Raw genomic sequence first — 15,639 nt, forward strand, 5'->3', positions numbered from 1 at the left:
GCGCCGCGACCTCACCGCCGACGCCGTGCGCCTACGAACTCTCCGCCACCACGGCCTCCGCGGGCACCGCCTCCGCCGCCACCGCCTCCGCGGGCACCCCCTCCGGAGGCACCGCCTGCGACTCCATCCCCTCCCCGTCGGCCGGGGTGGTTCGCGGCGGCAGCAACGCCAGCACCGCCTGCCGGTCCGCGTCACTCGTGGCGTCGTCGTAGGGATCGGGCGTCGCCGGCACCTGGAGCCGCCGTACCGGCCCCGCCCCCAGGCGCGCGTACCCGCGGCCGGGCGGGACGTCCGCGACCGGGGTGGTGTGCGGCGGAGCCCCGAGCACGGCCTCCAACTGCGCGGGCGTCGCGGGCCCGAGCACGACACGCGCGCGTGTGTGCTGCCGTACGGCGTCGCTGAGCGCGTCCGCGCTGTCGAACTGGTCGGCCACGACCACCGTGACGTTCGCCGCCCGTCCGTGCCGCAGCGGGACCTGCAGCAGGGCCTGCGGATCCTTGCGGCCGTCCGCGGCGGCGAGGTGGGTGAACGCGCTGGGCCGGTCGAGCAGGACCCACAGCGGACGCTTGGTGTCGTCCGGCGGCGGGTGCCCGGCCTGACGGGCACGGTTGGCCGCGATCAGCCGCCGCTCCGTCTCGGTGGCCGCCCACTCCAGGCTGGCCAGCGCTCCGGCCAGCCCGCACTCGACCGCCAGGACGCCGTCCCGGCCGGTCAGGCAGGCGTACTCGCCGGTGCCGCCGCCCTCGACGATCACGACGTCGCCGTACTGGAGGGCCTGCAGGGCGATGGACCGCAGCAGGGTCGAGGTGCCGCTGCCCGGCTGGCCCATGACCAGCAGGTGCGGCTCGGTGGAGCGGATGCCCGTGCGCCAGACGACGGGCGGGACGTCGCGCTGTTCCTCGCCGTAGGTGAGGGGGAGGGTGCGCTGGACCTCGGAGGGGTCGGTGAAACCGAGGACCGTCTCGCCCGGTGCCGTCACGAAGCGCTGGGCGGCGATGTCGGTGGGCAGCGGGGCGAGGACGGCGACGGTGAGCTGGTTGCCCTCCTCGTCCCAGACGAAGCGGTACTCGCGGCCGCGGCCCGACTTGGCGTGCAGCAACTGCTCGATGCGGGCGCGGGCGTCGGCCTCGCCGTCCGGGAAGTAGGCCGGGTAGCGGATCACGAGGTGGGTGACGCGGCCCGAGGCGTCGAACTCGTACGCCGGGAAGACCTGCTCCCACTCGCCGCCGTGCGCGTACATCGGCGCCGGGTCCTCGGGCACCGAGAAGTACGGCACCAGGGCCTCGTACAGGGACTTCAGGCGCTGCGTCTGCGACTCGTCCGGTCCCTCGGGGGCCGGCGGGGTGCGGTCGCGGCCCTGCCAGGCCGCCACCCCCATCAGGGTGATGGCGGCGAGCAGCGGTCCGTACGGCACGAGCGCGACGACCAGGACCACCGACGCCACCAGGAACAGCAGCGGTCCGCGCCGGTCCTTGGGGGTGTCGGCCCATCTGCGCCGCCCGGCCGAGGCCAGCCGGCGCAGACCGCGCGTGATCGTCAGCAGCGGGTGGAGGACGTCGGTGGCGCTGTCGGCCGCCGTCCGGGCCAGCTCCCGGCTCCGGGCGATCTGCGCGCTGCCTGTGCTCAGGATGCGGGGGAGGGGGCGCCGGGCCACTGCGGTCTCCTGGAGGTGCGTGCGGACGGGTGGGACGACGTCAGAACTTGATGCCGCCGAGCAGGCTCGCGAGGCTCTCGCCGCCGGCCTTGATGCTCGGGGCGATGGCCGTGCTGGCCAGGTAGAAGCCGAACAGGGCCGAGATCAGGGCGTGCGACGCCTTGAGCCCGTCCTTGCGGAAGAAGATGAAGACGACGATGCCGAGGAGTACGACGCCGGAGATGGAGAGGATCATGTGAGCGCTCCTGGTTCGTGGGGACAGTCACCATGAGTACTTCCAGGATCACAGCATGTATCCATACGACAAAAGGTGCAACTGAGTGAATTTCGCTTGATTTCCCTCGCTTGGTCCAGTGGCCTTCCGCCGGTTGAGCAGGACACTTGCGTCCGGCCGGGTCTGCCGTGATCTTTACCTCCGGCGCATCGGGTCATGTGCCGCATCAGCCAGTACCCTGGCGATTCACCTGAACGGTTGTAGGAGAGGCGGTCCGGCCGATGACTGAAGCCCCCGACCCCGAGGTCGTGGAGCTGGCGACGAAGATCTTCGATCTGGCCCGGCAGGGGCAGACCGAGGCACTCGTGGCGTACGTGGACGCGGGCGTTCCGGCCAACCTCACCAACGACCGGGGCGACTCGCTCGTGATGCTCGCCGCCTACCACGGCCACGCCGGGGCGGTGCGCGCGCTGCTCGCCCGGGGCGCGGAGGCCGACCGGGTCAACGACCGAGGCCAGACCCCGCTCGCCGGGGCCGTATTCAAGGGCGAGACCGAGGTGATCAAGGCATTGCTGGAGGGGGGCGCCGACCCCTCCGCGGGCACCCCGTCGGCCGTCGACACGGCCCGGATGTTCGGCAAGACCCAACTGCTCGAACTGTTCGGCGCACACTGAACCACACGTTCTGACCAGCGAAAACAGAGAAAACGGGGGAGGCGGTACAGGGCCGCCGGAATTTCGGTCGCGGCAGGTCGAACTGCCGAGTCATCATGACGTCGTGATTCACGGACGCGATGGCTGGGCAGGCGTTGCCGCACCGCGCGGGCCGTGATGCGGTCCGCATGGGCCACCGACGAGAGGCAGAGGAAGATGGCTTACAGCAAGCAGGAAACGGCGGGCGCCCCGACGTGTTGTCACGCGGCCAGGTGAAGCAAGAACCCCGGTTGCGTCGACGCTTGATGTGAGGCTGTTTCCCATGTTCGAACCGGTCATAGCGCCCAGCGGTACGCTGCTCGGCCTGCTCCAGCGGGGCCGCGGCGACGGCACGCTGCACGCGCTCACCGCCCCACGCGCGGAAGCCCTTGCGGCCCTGAACCACTGCGTGCTGCGCGACCCGCGCCGCGACTGGCAGGTGGAGAACCGCTCCCTGTACTACGCCCGTCTCTACCTCGACCTGCACGGCGAGCTGGACGAGATCGAGGCGCACCTCTTCGACGTCGAGGACGCCTTCGACACCGAGGAGTCCCGCACGGGCCTGGCCCTCGCCGTCCTCGGCCACCTCGCCTCCTACGGCAGGCGGGACGCGCTCGCCCTGCTGCGCCGGTACGCCGCCTCCGGCTCCAACTGGGCCTGGGCCCTGGACGAGCTGGCCCTGCGCGACGACGACGCCGGCCTGCGGGCCCTCGCCGCCCCCGTGCTGGCACGCTTCCCGACGGACGCGGACGGCGAGGCCGAGCTGGCCGCCGCCGTACGCGACGCCTTCGAGCCGCGCCCGTGGCGGCTGTGGGCCGAGGACCCCCGCGCGTCGATCGCCACGCGCGTGCGTGCCGCCCAGGAGGCCGGCTGCTTCGACCGCTGGCAACGGCAGATGCGACCAACCGGGCCCCGTCCGGGGTGGAGCGTGCGGGCCGTCTTCGAATGGGCCCAGCAGGGCGTCGAACGCGGCGCCGCACTGCACGTCCCGGCCGCCCGCTGCCTCACCGCCGTCGCCGGCCCCGAGGACCGGCCCGAGATCGTCCAGGCAGCCAGGGACGGCAGCGACGGAGCCCGCTGCACCGCCCTGCGCTACCTCGCCGACAGCAACGATCCCGACGCCCTCGACCTGATCGAGGGCGCCGTCGCAACCGGCTCGCCGACGGTCGTGGAAGCCGCCGTGGACGCCTTCGAGCGGATGCGCACCGTGGCCGCCGTCGACCGGGCGCGCGGCTGGGCCCACCGGCCCGACCCGCTCGGCGCCGCCGCCGGCCGCGTGCTCGCCTGCCGGGGCGGGACCCAGGACAAGGACCTGGTCCTCGGCGCCCTGCGCGAAGCCGTACGCGGCGAAGGCCCCGACGCCCCGACCCTGTGGACGCTCGTCGACGGCACCGGCCGCCTCGGCATCGCCTGCGCCGCCCCCGTCCTGCGCCATGTCTACCGCGAGACCGCCTCCTCCCACCTCCGCGGCCGCGCCGCCCGCGCCCTGGCCGCCACCGACCCCTCCTTCCCGGCCGGCTTCGCCGTCGAGTGCCTGTGGGACTGCGAGGAGTCCACCCGCGAGATCGCCGCCCGGCACGCCGAGACGGGTGACGCCCGCGTCGTCGAACAACTGCGCCGCCTCGCCGCCGATCCGGCCGAGGAAGCCGAGGTGCAGACCGCCGTACGCAGTCGGATCACACCCGACGGCCCCGCTGTTTGAGCCACATCCCGCAGGGGAACCGAGCCTCGGCACGGCCTCAGAGTGAACAGGGGATGACCCGTGGGTCAGGCGGTCATGGACGCCGCCTGACCTGCTCGGGTGTGCGCAGGAACGCTCACGGGACGTTCATCGTTCGCAAAGATCCACGTTGACGCGACCACGTCCAGTACGGCGAGAACACCCGTATGCGTGTCGTCATCGTGACCGAATCCTTTCCCCCCGACGTGAACGGCGTGGCCCACTGCGCGCTCCAGACCGCCCGGCACCTCGTAGATCGCGGTCACACCCCCGTCGTCGTCGCCCCGGCCCCCGCTCCGGGCCTCAGGCTCGACGCCTCCCTGGCGCCGTGCCGTGTCGTCCACATCCCCTCCCTCCCGCTCCCCGGCTACCCCCAGGTGCGCGTCGCCCTCCCCAGCCGACGCCTGGCCGCCACGCTCGTCGAGCACCGCCCCGACGTGGTCCACCTGGCCAGCCCCTTCGTCCTCGGCGTGCGCGGCATGGCCGCCGCCGCCCGGCTCGGCATCCCCGCCGTCGCCGTCTACCAGACCGACCTCGCCGGCTACGCCCGCACCTACATGGGCGCCGGCGAGGCCGCCGCCTGGCGGCGCATCCGCTCCGTCCACTCCGCCGCCGACCTCACCCTCGCCCCCTCCAGCGCGTCCCTGCACGATCTGGAGGCCCATCACGTGCCCCGGGTGAAACTGTGGCCGCGCGGCGTGGACACCGTCCGCTTCCGCCCCGACCTGCGCGACGAGGCACTGCGCCGCGAACTCGCCCCGAACGGCGAGCTGATCGTCGGCTACGTCGGCCGGCTCGCCCCCGAGAAGCACGTCGAGCTGCTGGCCGGCGTCTGCCGCCTGCCCGGCGTGCGGGTCGTGGTCACCGGCGACGGGCCCAGCCTGCCCAGCCTCCAGCAGGCGCTGCCCGGCGCGGTCTTCCTCGGCCGCCGCACCGGCGACGAGCTCGCCCGGATCTACGCCTCGCTGGACACCTTCGTGCACACCGGCCCCTTCGAGACGTTCTGCCAGACCGTCCAGGAGGCGATGGCCAGCGGCGTCCCCGTCGTCGCCCCCGCGATCGGCGGCCCCCTCGACCTGGTCGCCCACGGGCGCACGGGGCTGCTCGTGCCGCCGCGCGACGCCGACGCCGTCCGGGACGCGGTCGCCGGTCTGGCCACCGACCCGGCGACACGCGCCGCCTACGGTGCCGCCGCGCGGGCCACCGTCGAGGGCCGCACCTGGGCCGCCGTCGGCGACCAGCTGATCGCCCACTACGGCGCCGTGCTCGCCACGCGCAGGACGGCGGTGGCGGCATGACCCCGCTGCGGATCGTGCGCCTGGCGAACTTCGTCGCGCCCGCCTCCGGCGGCCTGCGCACCGCCCTGCGCGAACTCGGCAAGGGCTTCAAGGCGGCCGGGCACGAGCCCGTGCTCATCATCCCCGGAGAGCGCGCCGACGACCGCGAGACCGAGCAGGGACGCGTCATCACCCTGCCAGGGCCGCTGCTGCCCGGCACGGGCGGCTACCGCGTCCTCACCGACAAGCGGCGCGTGGCGCGCGTCCTGGAGGAACTGGAGCCCGACCGCCTGGAGGTCTCCGACCGGACGACCCTGAGGTGGACCGGCAAGTGGGCGCGACGGGCCCGGGTGCCCGCCGTGATGGTCTCCCACGAGACCGCCGACGGCGTCCTGCGCACCTGGGGCGTCCCCGAGGGAGCGGCCCGGCGCGCCGCCGACGCCCTCAACGTCCGTACGGCGCACACGTACTCGCGCGTGGTGTGCACGACCGAGTTCGCCGAGCGGGAGTTCGTCCGCATCGGCGCCCGCAACGTCGTACGGGCCCCGCTCGGCGTCGACCTGGAGCAGCGGCATCCCTCGCTGTACGACGCGGGCCTTCGGGACCGGTACGCGCGCGTGTCCGAGACGCTGCTCGTGACGTGCACCCGGCTGTCCGTGGAGAAGCGGCCCGGCACGGCCCTGGACGCCCTGGAGGCCCTGCTGCGGCGCGGCCGCAAGGCGGTGCTGGTGGTGGCCGGGGACGGGCCGCTGCGGGCGGGGCTCGAACAGCGGGCCCGTGAGCGGCGGCTGCCGGTCATCTTCCTCGGCCATGTCTCCGACCGCGGCACGCTGGGCGCGCTCCAGGCATCCGCGGACGTGTGCCTCGCTCCCGGACCCGCCGAGACCTTCGGGCTCGCCGCGCTGGAGGCCATGGCCTGCGGGACGCCCGTGGTGGTGAGCGCCTCCTCCGCACTGCCCGAGGTCATCGGGTCGGCCGGAGCGGTCGCCGCGGACCGCGGGGAGGCCTTCGCGGACGCCGTCGACATGCTGCTCGGCCTTCCCGAACAGGAGCGGCGCGAGAGCGCACGCGCGCGTGCGGAGTGCTTCGGCTGGGGTACGGCCGTCGAGGCGTTCCTCGCCGCGCACGACGCCGGCGTTCCGGTACGGCGCTTCGTGCCCGGGGGCGTGGCATGAGACCGGTGCGTTTCGTCGCCCTCGGTGACTCCCTCACCGAGGGCGTGGGCGATCCCGTCGGGGACGGGTGGCGCGGCTGGGCCGCGCTGCTCGCCGGCGGGCTCGCCGAACAGGCGGTGGAGTTCACCAACCTCGCCGTCAGCGGCGCCCAGACCCGGGAGGTGCTGGAGCAGCAGCTGCCGGCCGCGCTGGCGCTGCGGCCGGACGTCGTCTCCGTGGTCATCGGCGTCAACGACACCCTGCGCTGCACCTTCGACATCCATCGCGTCGCCGAACGGCTCGACAAGGTGTACGCCGCGTTCACCGGGCAGGGCGCGGTCCTGCTCACCGCCTGCCTCCCCGACCCCGGCTCGATGCTCGGGCTGCCCGGGGCGTTGGCACGTCCGCTGGCCCGGCGGCAGCGCGCCGTCAACCGCGTGGTCCACGCGCTGTCCGAGCGCTACGGAGCGGTGCATCTGCACGCCGCCGAGGGCGCGTGGCTCGTCGACCGGGCGATGTGGAGCGCGGACCGGCTGCACCCCGGTGAACGGGGGCACCGGCAACTGGCCGTGCGTTTCCACGCGCTGCTGGCGGAGCGGGGCCTCGCCACGGGGCCCGCGCCCTCGCCGGAACCCGACTTCCCGGCGCCCACGAAGTCGGCGAGCCTGTGGTGGCTGGCCACGGCGGGCACCGGGTGGGTGGCGCGGCGCTGCACCGACCTCCTGCCGCAGCTGCTGAGCCTGGCCGCGGACGAGCTGCGCCACCGCGCGCGGGGCACGAGCGCCCGCCTGGACCTACGAGCCTCCGCGGCGGTCTCGGCGGCCCTGGCGGCCCTGTCGACGGGAGAGCCGGCAGACGCGGCGTGACGGGTCCGCCGGTTCGGCGGTTCGCCGGGGCCGGTGTGGGTGTGTCTGCCGTGTCGCCGGGGCGTCGGGTGAGCGGCCCAAGGCGTCAGCTGCGCGGCGCGGCGTGAGCGAGTCCTCGGCGAAGGCGTGGCGAGGTGTGCGCTGTCCGCGGTGTCAGTGGGGGCGTGTCTCGATGAAGCGGATCGGTGTGCCGGGGGCGGCCTGGGCGGCGGCCGGCAGGTCCTGTGCCCGGACCACCGCGATCACCGGGTAGCCCCCGGTGGTCGGATGGTCGGCGAGGAAGACCACCGGCCTGCCGTCCGGCGGCACCTGGACCGCGCCCAGCACCATGCCCTCGCTGGGGAGTTCGCCGGGCAGGGCGCGGGCGAGGGCGGGCCCTTCCGTGCGCAGGCCGATGCGGTTGCCGGCCGGCGACACCCGGTACGTGCGGGACGTGAAGGCACGTACCGCTTCCGGCGTGAACCAGTCGTCGCGTGGTCCGAGCGTCACCCTCAGCACCAGCTCGGCCGGAGGAGCCGGCTGCGGAGCGACGTCCACGCGCGCGTGGTGCGTGCGCGCAGCGCCCAGCGGGAGCACCATGCCGTCCGCGAGAGGCGCCGGTCCGAGCCCGGACAGCAGGTCCGTCGAGCGGCTGCCGAGGACCGGCTCCACGGCGACGCCCCCGGAGACGGCCACATAGCTGCGTACTCCGGAGACGACGTTCCCGACCTCCAGGACCGCGCCGGCGGGCACGCGCACCGGTGCGCCCCAGGCCGCCGGACGCCCGTCCACGGTGACCGGGCAGGGAGCGCCGCCGACCGCCACGGTGACCGCCGAACGCGGTCGCAGGGCACAGCCGTTGACCGTGGTCTCCAGGACGGCCGCCTCGGGGCCGTTGCCGACCAGGCGGTTGACGAGGGCCGCCGCGGGGCCGTCCAGCGCCCCGGAGCGGGGCACGCCGAGGTGGGCGTGGCCGGGGCGGCCCCGGTCCTGCACGGTGGTGAGCGCTCCGGCCCGTACGACGACGAGCGCGCGGTCCGTCATGGGCACCCCACCGGAACGAAGCGCACGCGCGTGCCGGGCGACAACAGGGCGGCCGGCACGCGCGCGTGGTCCCACAGCACCGCGTCCGTACGTCCGATCAGCTGCCAGCCGCCCGGAGACGAGCGCGGGTACACGCCCGTGTACGGGCCCGCCAGCGCGACGGAGCCCGCGGGGACAGCCGTACGCGGAGTGGCCCGGCGCGGGACGTCGTAGTGCCGCGGCAGACCGGTGAGGTATCCGAAGCCGGGCGCGAAGCCGCAGAAGGCGACGCTGAACTCGGTGTCCGCGTGGATGCGGGCCGCCTCCGGTGCGGAGACGCCCCAGTGCGCGGCGACGTCGGCCAGGTCCGGGCCGTCGTACCGCACCGGGATCTCGATGACGTCACGCGCGCGTGGAGGCGTGGCCGGCAGGGCGGCGCCGGTGAGTTCGGAGGCCAGGCGGGCGGGGTCGGCCAGGCCGTCGAGGAGGACCGTGCGGGCGGCGGGGACGATCTCCCGTGCCGACAGCGTGCCCTCGGCGCGCCGGCGCAGCAACTGCGCGTGCAGCGCCTGCGCCTGTTCCCCCGAGTCCACCTCGACCAGCAGCGCGCTCTCCCCGACGGGCAGCACCCTCATGCGAAGGCCTCCACCCGGACACCCGACTCCTGCAGCCGCCGCCGCACCCGCCGGGCCAGTTCGACCGCGCCGGGCGTGTCCCCGTGCAGGCACAGGGAACGCGCGCGTACGTCGACGCGCGCACCGGAGTGGGCCGTCACCGTCCCGAAGCGGGCCAGTCCCAGCGAGCGCTCGACGACCGCCTCCGGGTCGGTGACCACGGCGCCGTCCTGGCCGCGCGGCACCAGCGTGCCCTCCTCGGTGTAGGCCCGGTCCGCGAAGGCTTCCGGAACGGCCGGCAGGCCCGCCTTCCCGGCCTGCTCCAGCAGGCGCGAGCCGGGCAGGCCGAGCACGGGCAGCGTGGCGTCGGCCAGGCGCACGCCGTCCACCACCGCCTCGGCCTGCTCCTCGTCGTGCACGACGCGGTTGTAGAGCGCGCCGTGCGGCTTGACGTACGACACGCGCGTGCCCGCCGCGCGCGCGAAGACCTCCAGGGCGCCGATCTGGTAGGCCACCTCGGCGGCCAGCTCGGCGGGCGGCACGTCCATGGCGCGCCGCCCGAACCCGGCGAGGTCCCGGTAGGAGACCTGGGCGCCGATCCGCACGCCCCGCTCGGCCGCCAGCTCGCACACCCGCCGCATGGTGGCCGCGTCCCCCGCGTGGAAGCCGCAGGCCACGTTGGCGCTGGTGACGACGGACAGCAGCCGTTCGTCGTCGGTGAGCCGCCAGCGGCCGAAGCCCTCGCCGAGGTCGGCGTTCAGATCGATCGCGGTCATGGAACCTTCGTGTCTCCTGTTCCGTTCTCAGGCCGTCCGTCTGCGGCGTCTGTGTTCCCAGGCCGTCCGGATCCGGCCCTTCGCGGTGCTCTCAGACCATGACGCGGTACTGCTCGTCGCGGGCGTCGGTGAGGAACATCTGTCCCGGCGCGTGCGTGATGGCGAACGGCGGGCGCGAGGCCGTCACGGCGGCCTGCGGGGTCACCCCGCACGCCCAGAAGACCGGGATGTCGTCCGGTTCGACGTCCACCGCGTCGCCGAAGTCGGGCCGGCCGAGGTCGTCGATGCCGAGCGCCGAGGGATCGCCGCAGTGGACGGGGCCGCCGTGCACGTCCGGCAGGAGGCTGCTCTCCCTGATCGCCGCCGCCAGGTGCTCGGGCGGCACCGGGCGCATGGACACCACCATCGGGCCGTGCAGCCGTCCCGCCGGCCGGCACGGGCGGTTGGTGACGTACATCGGGACGTTGCGGCCCTGCTCGACGTGCCGGATCGGGACGCCCGCCCGGGCCAGTGCCCACTCGAAGGTGAAGCTGCATCCGATCAGGAACGACACCAGGTCGTCGCGCCAGTACGCGCGCACGTCGGTCGGCTCCGCCACCAGCTCGCCGTCCCGCCACACCCGGTAGCGCGGCAGATCGGTGCGCAGGTCGGCGCCGTCGGCGAGGACGGTCGTCCAGGAGCCCGCGTCGGTGACGTCGAGCGTCGGGCAGGGCTTCGGGTTGCGCTGGCAGAACAGCAGCATGTCGTACGCCCAGTCGGCGGGCACCGAGATCAGGTTGACCTGGGTGTGGCCGGCCGCGACGCCCGCGGTGGGGCCGGTGAGCCCCTCCCGGAAGCGGGCCCGGGCGGTTTCCGGGCTCCACGCGTGCGCGTGCTCGTCGACGAGCGTGACAGGGCGGTCCTCGGAAAGGGTCGGCGGCCGATCCCCGGTGCGGTTCACGCGAGCTCCTTCCCGCGCGTCTCGGGCAGGCCCAGCAGCGCCAGCGCCGCGACGCCGTAACCGATCGCGCCGAACACCAGCGCGCCGCCCACACCCCAGCTGTCGGCCAGGAAACCGACCGTCGTCGGGAAGACGGCACCCACGGCCCGCCCGGTGTTGTACGTGAAGCCCTGGCCGGTGCCCCGGACGGCCGTCGGGTACAGCTCGCTCAGGTAGGAGCCGAACCCGCTGAAGATCGCCGACATGCAGAACCCGAGCGGGAAGCCGAGCACGAGCAGCAGGGTGTTCGCGCCGCTCGGGATGTTGGCGTACGCCAGGATGCACACCGCCGACAGCAGGGCGAAGAGCCAGATGTTGCGTTTGCGGCCCAGCCGGTCGGTGAGGTACCCGCCGGTCAGATAGCCGAGGAAGGCGCCGGAGATCAGGAAGGTGAGGTAGCCGCCGGTGCCGACGACCGAGAGGTCACGCTCGGTCTTGAGGTACGTCGGCACCCAGGTGGCCAGCGTGTAGTAGCCGCCCTGGACGCCGGTGGACAGCAGGCCGGCGAAGACCGTGGTGCGCAGCAGGCCGGGCCTGAAGATCGCCGTGAACGAGCCCTTCTCCGCGCTCTGTTCGCGTACGGCGACCGCCTGCGGGGCGTCGTGCACCCGGCGGCGCATCCAGACCACGAACAGCGCGGGCAGCGCGCCCGTCCAGAACATGATCCGCCAGGCCAGGTCGTCACCGGCGAACGAGAACACCAGGGTGTACACGATCGCGGCCAGCGCCCACCCCACGGCCCACGAGCTCTGGATCGCCCCGAGAGTGCGGCCCCGGTGCTTCGCGCTCGCGTACTCGGCGACGAGGATCGCGCCGACGGCCCACTCGCCGCCGAACCCGAGCCCCTGGAGAGCGCGGAAGACCAGCAGCGTCTCGTAGTTGGGCGCGAAACCACAGGCGACGGTGAAGACGGCGTACGTGACCACCGTGATCATCAGCGCCCTGACCCGCCCGACCCGGTCCGCCACGACCCCGGCGAGGGCGCCGCCGACGGCGGAGACCACCAGCGTGACGGTGGTGAACAGCCCGGTCTGGCCGCTGTCCAGGCCGAAGTAGGCGGCCAGCGCGACCATGCTCAGCGGCAGCGTGAAGTAGTCGTACGAATCCAGGGCATAGCCGCCGAACGCGCCCGCGAAGGCACGCCGGCCGTTGGGTCCCAGGGCGCGCAGCCAGCCCAGGGCGCCGTCGGGGGCGGTGAGTTCACCGGTGCCTGTGCCGGTCGCCAGGGCCTGCGGTGGAGGGGTCGAGCTCATGGGCACCTCGCAGAGGGAGGACGGAGGGTGCTTGGGGACCGAGCCGTGCGGAAGCGAGGCACCGCGAGGGAGCGGTGCCGTGAGAGCACCGTAGAGGATTGTTCAACGATCCCTCAATACCCATGTTGTTTCGTTCTTGTGATCTGCGATTGAATTCCGGCATGGCAGAGCAGCTGACGTCACTCGCCGAGGACCGCGCCCTCCTGGGCCGTACGAGCACCGCCGAGCGGGTCTCCGACATCCTCAGGAGCCGCATCGCCGAAGGCTTCTTCCCGCCCGGCACCCGGCTGTCCGAGGACAGCATCGGCGGCGCCCTCGGGGTCTCCCGCAACACGCTGCGCGAGGCGTTCCGGCTGCTCACGCACGAGCGCCTGCTGGTCCACGAGCTGAACCGGGGGGTCTTCGTCCGGGTCCTGACCGTGGAGGACGTCGAGGACATCTACCGCACCCGCGGCCTGGTCGAGTGCGCCGTCGTGCGCGGCCTGGGCGAACCGCCGTACCGCCTCGGCGCCCTGGCCGAAGCGGTCGAGGAGGGGTGGCGGGCGGCGCGCGAAGGTGACTGGAAGGGTGTGGGTACCGCCAACATCCACTTCCACCGGGAACTGGTCGCCCTGGCCGACAGCGCCCGCACCGACGAACTGATGCGCAGCGTCTTCGCCGAGCTCCGTCTGGCCTTCCACGTGGTCGACGACCCCCGGGCCCTGCACGAGCCCTACCTGACCCGCAACCGCCAGATCCTCCAGGCCCTGGAGTCCGGGGACCGGGCGGAGGCGGAACAGCTGCTCGGCATCTACTTGCAGGATTCACTCGAACGTGTGGTCGAGGTCTACCGGCGCAGGGTGGGTGCCGACAACGCCCCGTAAGGGGGTGCGGGAAACGGGCATCAAGTTCTCGCCGGCCCGCACCCGACGGCCGGTGCCCGGCCGCACCGCCGCAGGCGATCCGCGTCGTTTGGGTCGTTGTCAGACCGAGGACCTAGTCTGTGCACCGTGACTTCGCCTGCATCGACGGACAGTGTTCCGCCCCAGCTCAGCGCGGGGCCGCGCCCCGCACCGGGCCCGGCCGCCGACGAGGGACTGGCGCGGCGGCTGCGCGCGCTCGCCTGCACCGCGCCGCTGCACGACCTCGACGCGCGCAAGGCCAACCTCGCGGGCGAGTACTCGGTGTACGGCATGGCGGAGGTGGCCCTCGCCGCCATCGACCTGGTCACTCTGAACATGGACTTCGACACGGGCGCCGACCACGACCAGATAGTCGCCCGGCTCATCCCGCGCATCGCCGCCCAGGCCCCGCAGCGCCCGGTCGCCGAGCACGAGCGCGTGGCCCGCTGGGTCCTGGAGAACCTGATCAACGTCGGCAGCGTCGACCGCGGCTTCCGGGCCGTCTACGGCACCTTCACGACCGACGGCAGCTATGTCCGGCGCGACTACGACTTCAAGCTGATCGAGGAGGTCCCCGGCCCCGGCGGCACGGTGTACCTGCGCACGACCGACGAGGCGGTCAACGTCCTGGTCGGGGCCCTCGACACCGACGTCACCAGCGCCCAGATCGCCGCCGAGGTCAAGCTGGAGGTGCTGATCAACCGCGGTCGCCTCGCCGACGCCCAGCTCGCCGCCGAGCAGGCCCGCTACCGCACCGTGCAGTACTCGGAGACGCTGCGCAGGGCGCTGGAGGCCACCCGGCGCAACGTACGCGCGGTGGACTGGCTGAACGCCGTACCGGACATGATCGCCGAAGCCCTCGACCACGTGGCCGACCGCTACCGCCACGAGAACGCGATCCTCACCAACATCCGCAAGGCACGGGACGAGACGGAGGACCCCGAGCACAAGCGGCGGGCCGCCGAACTCGTGGACATCGTCAAGGACTGCATCCGGCGGCACACGCAGTTGCAGTCGCGTCTGCTGGAGGCGGGGCCGCTGTTCCGGGCCGAGCAGGACCGGCAGGCGTTCGCGACACCGATGGCGTCTTCGGGGATAGACCTGTACGGCCACCTGGTCGCCCCGGTGCTGCCGCTGCCGGTGGAACAGGCCGTCCGCGTCACGGACGCGTTCTTCGCGCACGGGACGGGACTGCGCACGCCGGTGGCGGTGCGGGTCGGTGACCTTGTCGACATATTGCTCACGCCGCCGGTCGAGCGGGAGCACCTGGGCGCGGAGATGCCCGAACCGGACCTCATCGCCACGCCGGACGACAGCCGCTTCAGCGAGGAGCAACTGGCGGCCGCCATGGAGCTGCTGGACCTGCCCGCCGACGCGCCCCGTCGGCTGTCGGGACTGCTCGCGGAGGCGCGCCGACAGGACCCCGAACTGCCCTACTTGGTCGCCCTGTTGGCGGTGCACGCGGCCAGCCCGCCGGTGGGCACCGCCTACCGCCAGGGCGAGGAGAAGCTGCTGTTCGCCGTGGACGACGGGACGGAGCTGGACGACCCCGAGTTCGGCGGGGCCGACCTGATCGTGGGGACGGCGCTGCTCGACGCGGCGGGGATGGCAGCGGATCGGACGGAAGCAGCATGAGTGAGCCAGCGCGCGACAAGGAGCCTGAGCAGTGACCGAGCACGTCGAGTGGAGTGAGGCGGAAGTCCCCGCCGTGCCGGCCTCCAGCGCCGTCACGCCCGCCGACGCCGCCGACGCGGCCCGGCTCGTCGCCTTCGGGCTGCAGCCCAAACTGCAGCCCGCGCGCGACCAGGAGTACGCGGAACTGCTGCGCCGCTACCGCGAGGACCCGGCCTTCGCCCGGCTCGCGGACGCCGTGGCCGCGGGGCTCGGACTGGTGGTGCTGGAGGTGTCCCCGCGCGCGGGGATGGCCGTCACCGCCGCCGAGGACTCCGTCTTCGCCGTGCGCATGGGTGACTACGCGCGTCGTACGTCCGCCGACGGCGGGGACCGGTTCCTGCACGGACTCGCCCATCTCGCCGTCGCCGCCATGGCGTTCCCGCGGCCCGAGGACCTCGCCGACGACGGGTACATCGGGCGGGTCAGCGTCAACGGCGTCGACGCCTTCGTCCGGCAGGCATGCCGCCGCCTGGAGGAGCGCGCGCTGGAGCAGGGCGAGAACACCGACCCGGCGACGGACGCGCCCGGCCTGGAGGCCGCCTGGCGGATCTGGGTCAGACGCAGCGCCACCGGCGCCACCAAGGACGCGCGCAGACTCGCCGGCTCGACCACCGGCATCGTCGGCAAGGCGGTCGCCTTCCTCACCGATTCCGGCTTCCTCCAGCGCACCGGCGACGACAACGGCGGCACCTACCGCACGACGGCCCGCTACCAGCTCCAGGTCCGCGACATGGCCGGCAGCGCCGCCATGGCCGAACTGCTGGAGCTGGGCGTCGTCCCGGTGACCGACGGCACGCCGACTCTGCTGCCCGCCGAGGACACCGACGACCTGGAGCTGGCCGCCGACGCCGGGCTGCCGTTCCACTCCTGAAGCACCGCACCT

15 protein-coding genes are annotated in these 15,639 nt (G+C 73.7%); 8 read left to right on the plus strand and 7 right to left on the minus strand.

What is annotated here, in order from left to right; translation table 11 throughout:
• Nucleotides 1-31: 31 nt before the first annotated feature.
• Nucleotides 32-1,654: a P-loop NTPase family protein gene (locus tag ACYF6T_RS24150; protein ID WP_461698905.1), complete on the minus strand. Its 1,623-nt coding sequence runs from the start codon at nucleotides 1,652-1,654 to the stop codon at nucleotides 32-34.
• Between the two features lie 40 nt (nucleotides 1,655-1,694).
• The gene (locus ACYF6T_RS24155) at nucleotides 1,695-1,889 is read right to left on the minus strand and encodes a hypothetical protein (protein WP_007380617.1); all 195 of its coding nucleotides are present in this window, start codon (nucleotides 1,887-1,889) and stop codon (nucleotides 1,695-1,697) included.
• Between the two features lie 260 nt (nucleotides 1,890-2,149).
• On the opposite strand from ACYF6T_RS24155, the gene ACYF6T_RS24160 reads away from it, so the two are divergent.
• The 5 genes from ACYF6T_RS24160 (at nucleotide 2,150) to ACYF6T_RS24180 (ending at nucleotide 7,577) form a co-directional block, all read left to right on the plus strand.
• Nucleotides 2,150-2,542, plus strand: a complete 393-nt coding sequence (locus ACYF6T_RS24160; protein ID WP_461698906.1) for an ankyrin repeat domain-containing protein — start codon at nucleotides 2,150-2,152, stop codon at nucleotides 2,540-2,542.
• A gap of 301 nt (nucleotides 2,543-2,843) precedes the next feature.
• On the plus strand, nucleotides 2,844-4,262 hold the full coding sequence (locus ACYF6T_RS24165) for a HEAT repeat domain-containing protein (protein WP_461698907.1): 1,419 nt from the start codon (nucleotides 2,844-2,846) through the stop codon (nucleotides 4,260-4,262).
• A 185-nt stretch (nucleotides 4,263-4,447) separates the two neighbouring features.
• The gene (locus ACYF6T_RS24170; protein WP_461698908.1) at nucleotides 4,448-5,578 is read left to right on the plus strand and encodes a glycosyltransferase family 4 protein; all 1,131 of its coding nucleotides are present in this window, start codon (nucleotides 4,448-4,450) and stop codon (nucleotides 5,576-5,578) included.
• Nucleotides 5,575-6,732, plus strand: a complete 1,158-nt coding sequence (locus tag ACYF6T_RS24175; RefSeq protein ID WP_461698909.1) for a glycosyltransferase — start codon at nucleotides 5,575-5,577, stop codon at nucleotides 6,730-6,732. The genes ACYF6T_RS24170 and ACYF6T_RS24175 overlap by 4 nt, the downstream gene beginning before the upstream one ends.
• Nucleotides 6,729-7,577, plus strand: a complete 849-nt coding sequence (locus ACYF6T_RS24180) for an SGNH/GDSL hydrolase family protein (RefSeq protein WP_461698910.1) — start codon at nucleotides 6,729-6,731, stop codon at nucleotides 7,575-7,577. The genes ACYF6T_RS24175 and ACYF6T_RS24180 overlap by 4 nt, the downstream gene beginning before the upstream one ends.
• Nucleotides 7,578-7,730: 153 nt before the next feature.
• Here the strand turns inward: ACYF6T_RS24180 and ACYF6T_RS24185 are convergent, their stop codons facing one another.
• From ACYF6T_RS24185 to ACYF6T_RS24205, 5 genes are all read right to left on the minus strand, one after another.
• Entirely contained in the window at nucleotides 7,731-8,600 is an 870-nt protein-coding gene (locus ACYF6T_RS24185) for a 5-oxoprolinase subunit C family protein (protein WP_461698911.1), read from the minus strand.
• A complete protein-coding gene (locus tag ACYF6T_RS24190; RefSeq protein ID WP_461698912.1) occupies nucleotides 8,597-9,214 on the minus strand; it encodes a 5-oxoprolinase subunit B family protein in 618 nt (205 codons plus the stop codon). The genes ACYF6T_RS24185 and ACYF6T_RS24190 overlap by 4 nt, the downstream gene beginning before the upstream one ends.
• A complete protein-coding gene (locus ACYF6T_RS24195) occupies nucleotides 9,211-9,969 on the minus strand; it encodes a LamB/YcsF family protein (protein ID WP_461698913.1) in 759 nt (252 codons plus the stop codon). Before ACYF6T_RS24195 ends, ACYF6T_RS24190 begins: the two co-directional genes overlap by 4 nt.
• A gap of 91 nt (nucleotides 9,970-10,060) precedes the next feature.
• Nucleotides 10,061-10,909, minus strand: coding sequence for a putative hydro-lyase (locus ACYF6T_RS24200; protein WP_461698914.1), 849 nt, complete (start codon nucleotides 10,907-10,909; stop codon nucleotides 10,061-10,063).
• Nucleotides 10,906-12,201 (minus strand): MFS transporter, encoded by a 1,296-nt coding sequence (locus ACYF6T_RS24205; protein ID WP_461698915.1) that lies wholly within the window; start codon nucleotides 12,199-12,201, stop codon nucleotides 10,906-10,908. Before ACYF6T_RS24205 ends, ACYF6T_RS24200 begins: the two co-directional genes overlap by 4 nt.
• A 161-nt stretch (nucleotides 12,202-12,362) precedes the next feature.
• Here ACYF6T_RS24205 and ACYF6T_RS24210 point away from each other — a divergent pair, with 161 nt between their 5' ends.
• The 3 genes from ACYF6T_RS24210 (at nucleotide 12,363) to ACYF6T_RS24220 (ending at nucleotide 15,627) form a co-directional block, all read left to right on the plus strand.
• Complete coding sequence (locus tag ACYF6T_RS24210; protein ID WP_461698916.1) at nucleotides 12,363-13,064, plus strand: GntR family transcriptional regulator; 702 nt, start codon at nucleotides 12,363-12,365, stop codon at nucleotides 13,062-13,064.
• A 126-nt stretch (nucleotides 13,065-13,190) separates the two neighbouring features.
• Entirely contained in the window at nucleotides 13,191-14,717 is a 1,527-nt protein-coding gene (locus tag ACYF6T_RS24215) for a hypothetical protein (protein WP_461698917.1), read from the plus strand.
• A 31-nt stretch (nucleotides 14,718-14,748) separates the two neighbouring features.
• Complete coding sequence (locus ACYF6T_RS24220; RefSeq protein WP_461698918.1) at nucleotides 14,749-15,627, plus strand: hypothetical protein; 879 nt, start codon at nucleotides 14,749-14,751, stop codon at nucleotides 15,625-15,627.
• Nucleotides 15,628-15,639: the final 12 nt, after the last annotated feature.

The organism is Streptomyces sp. 7R007 (genome assembly GCF_054850255.1).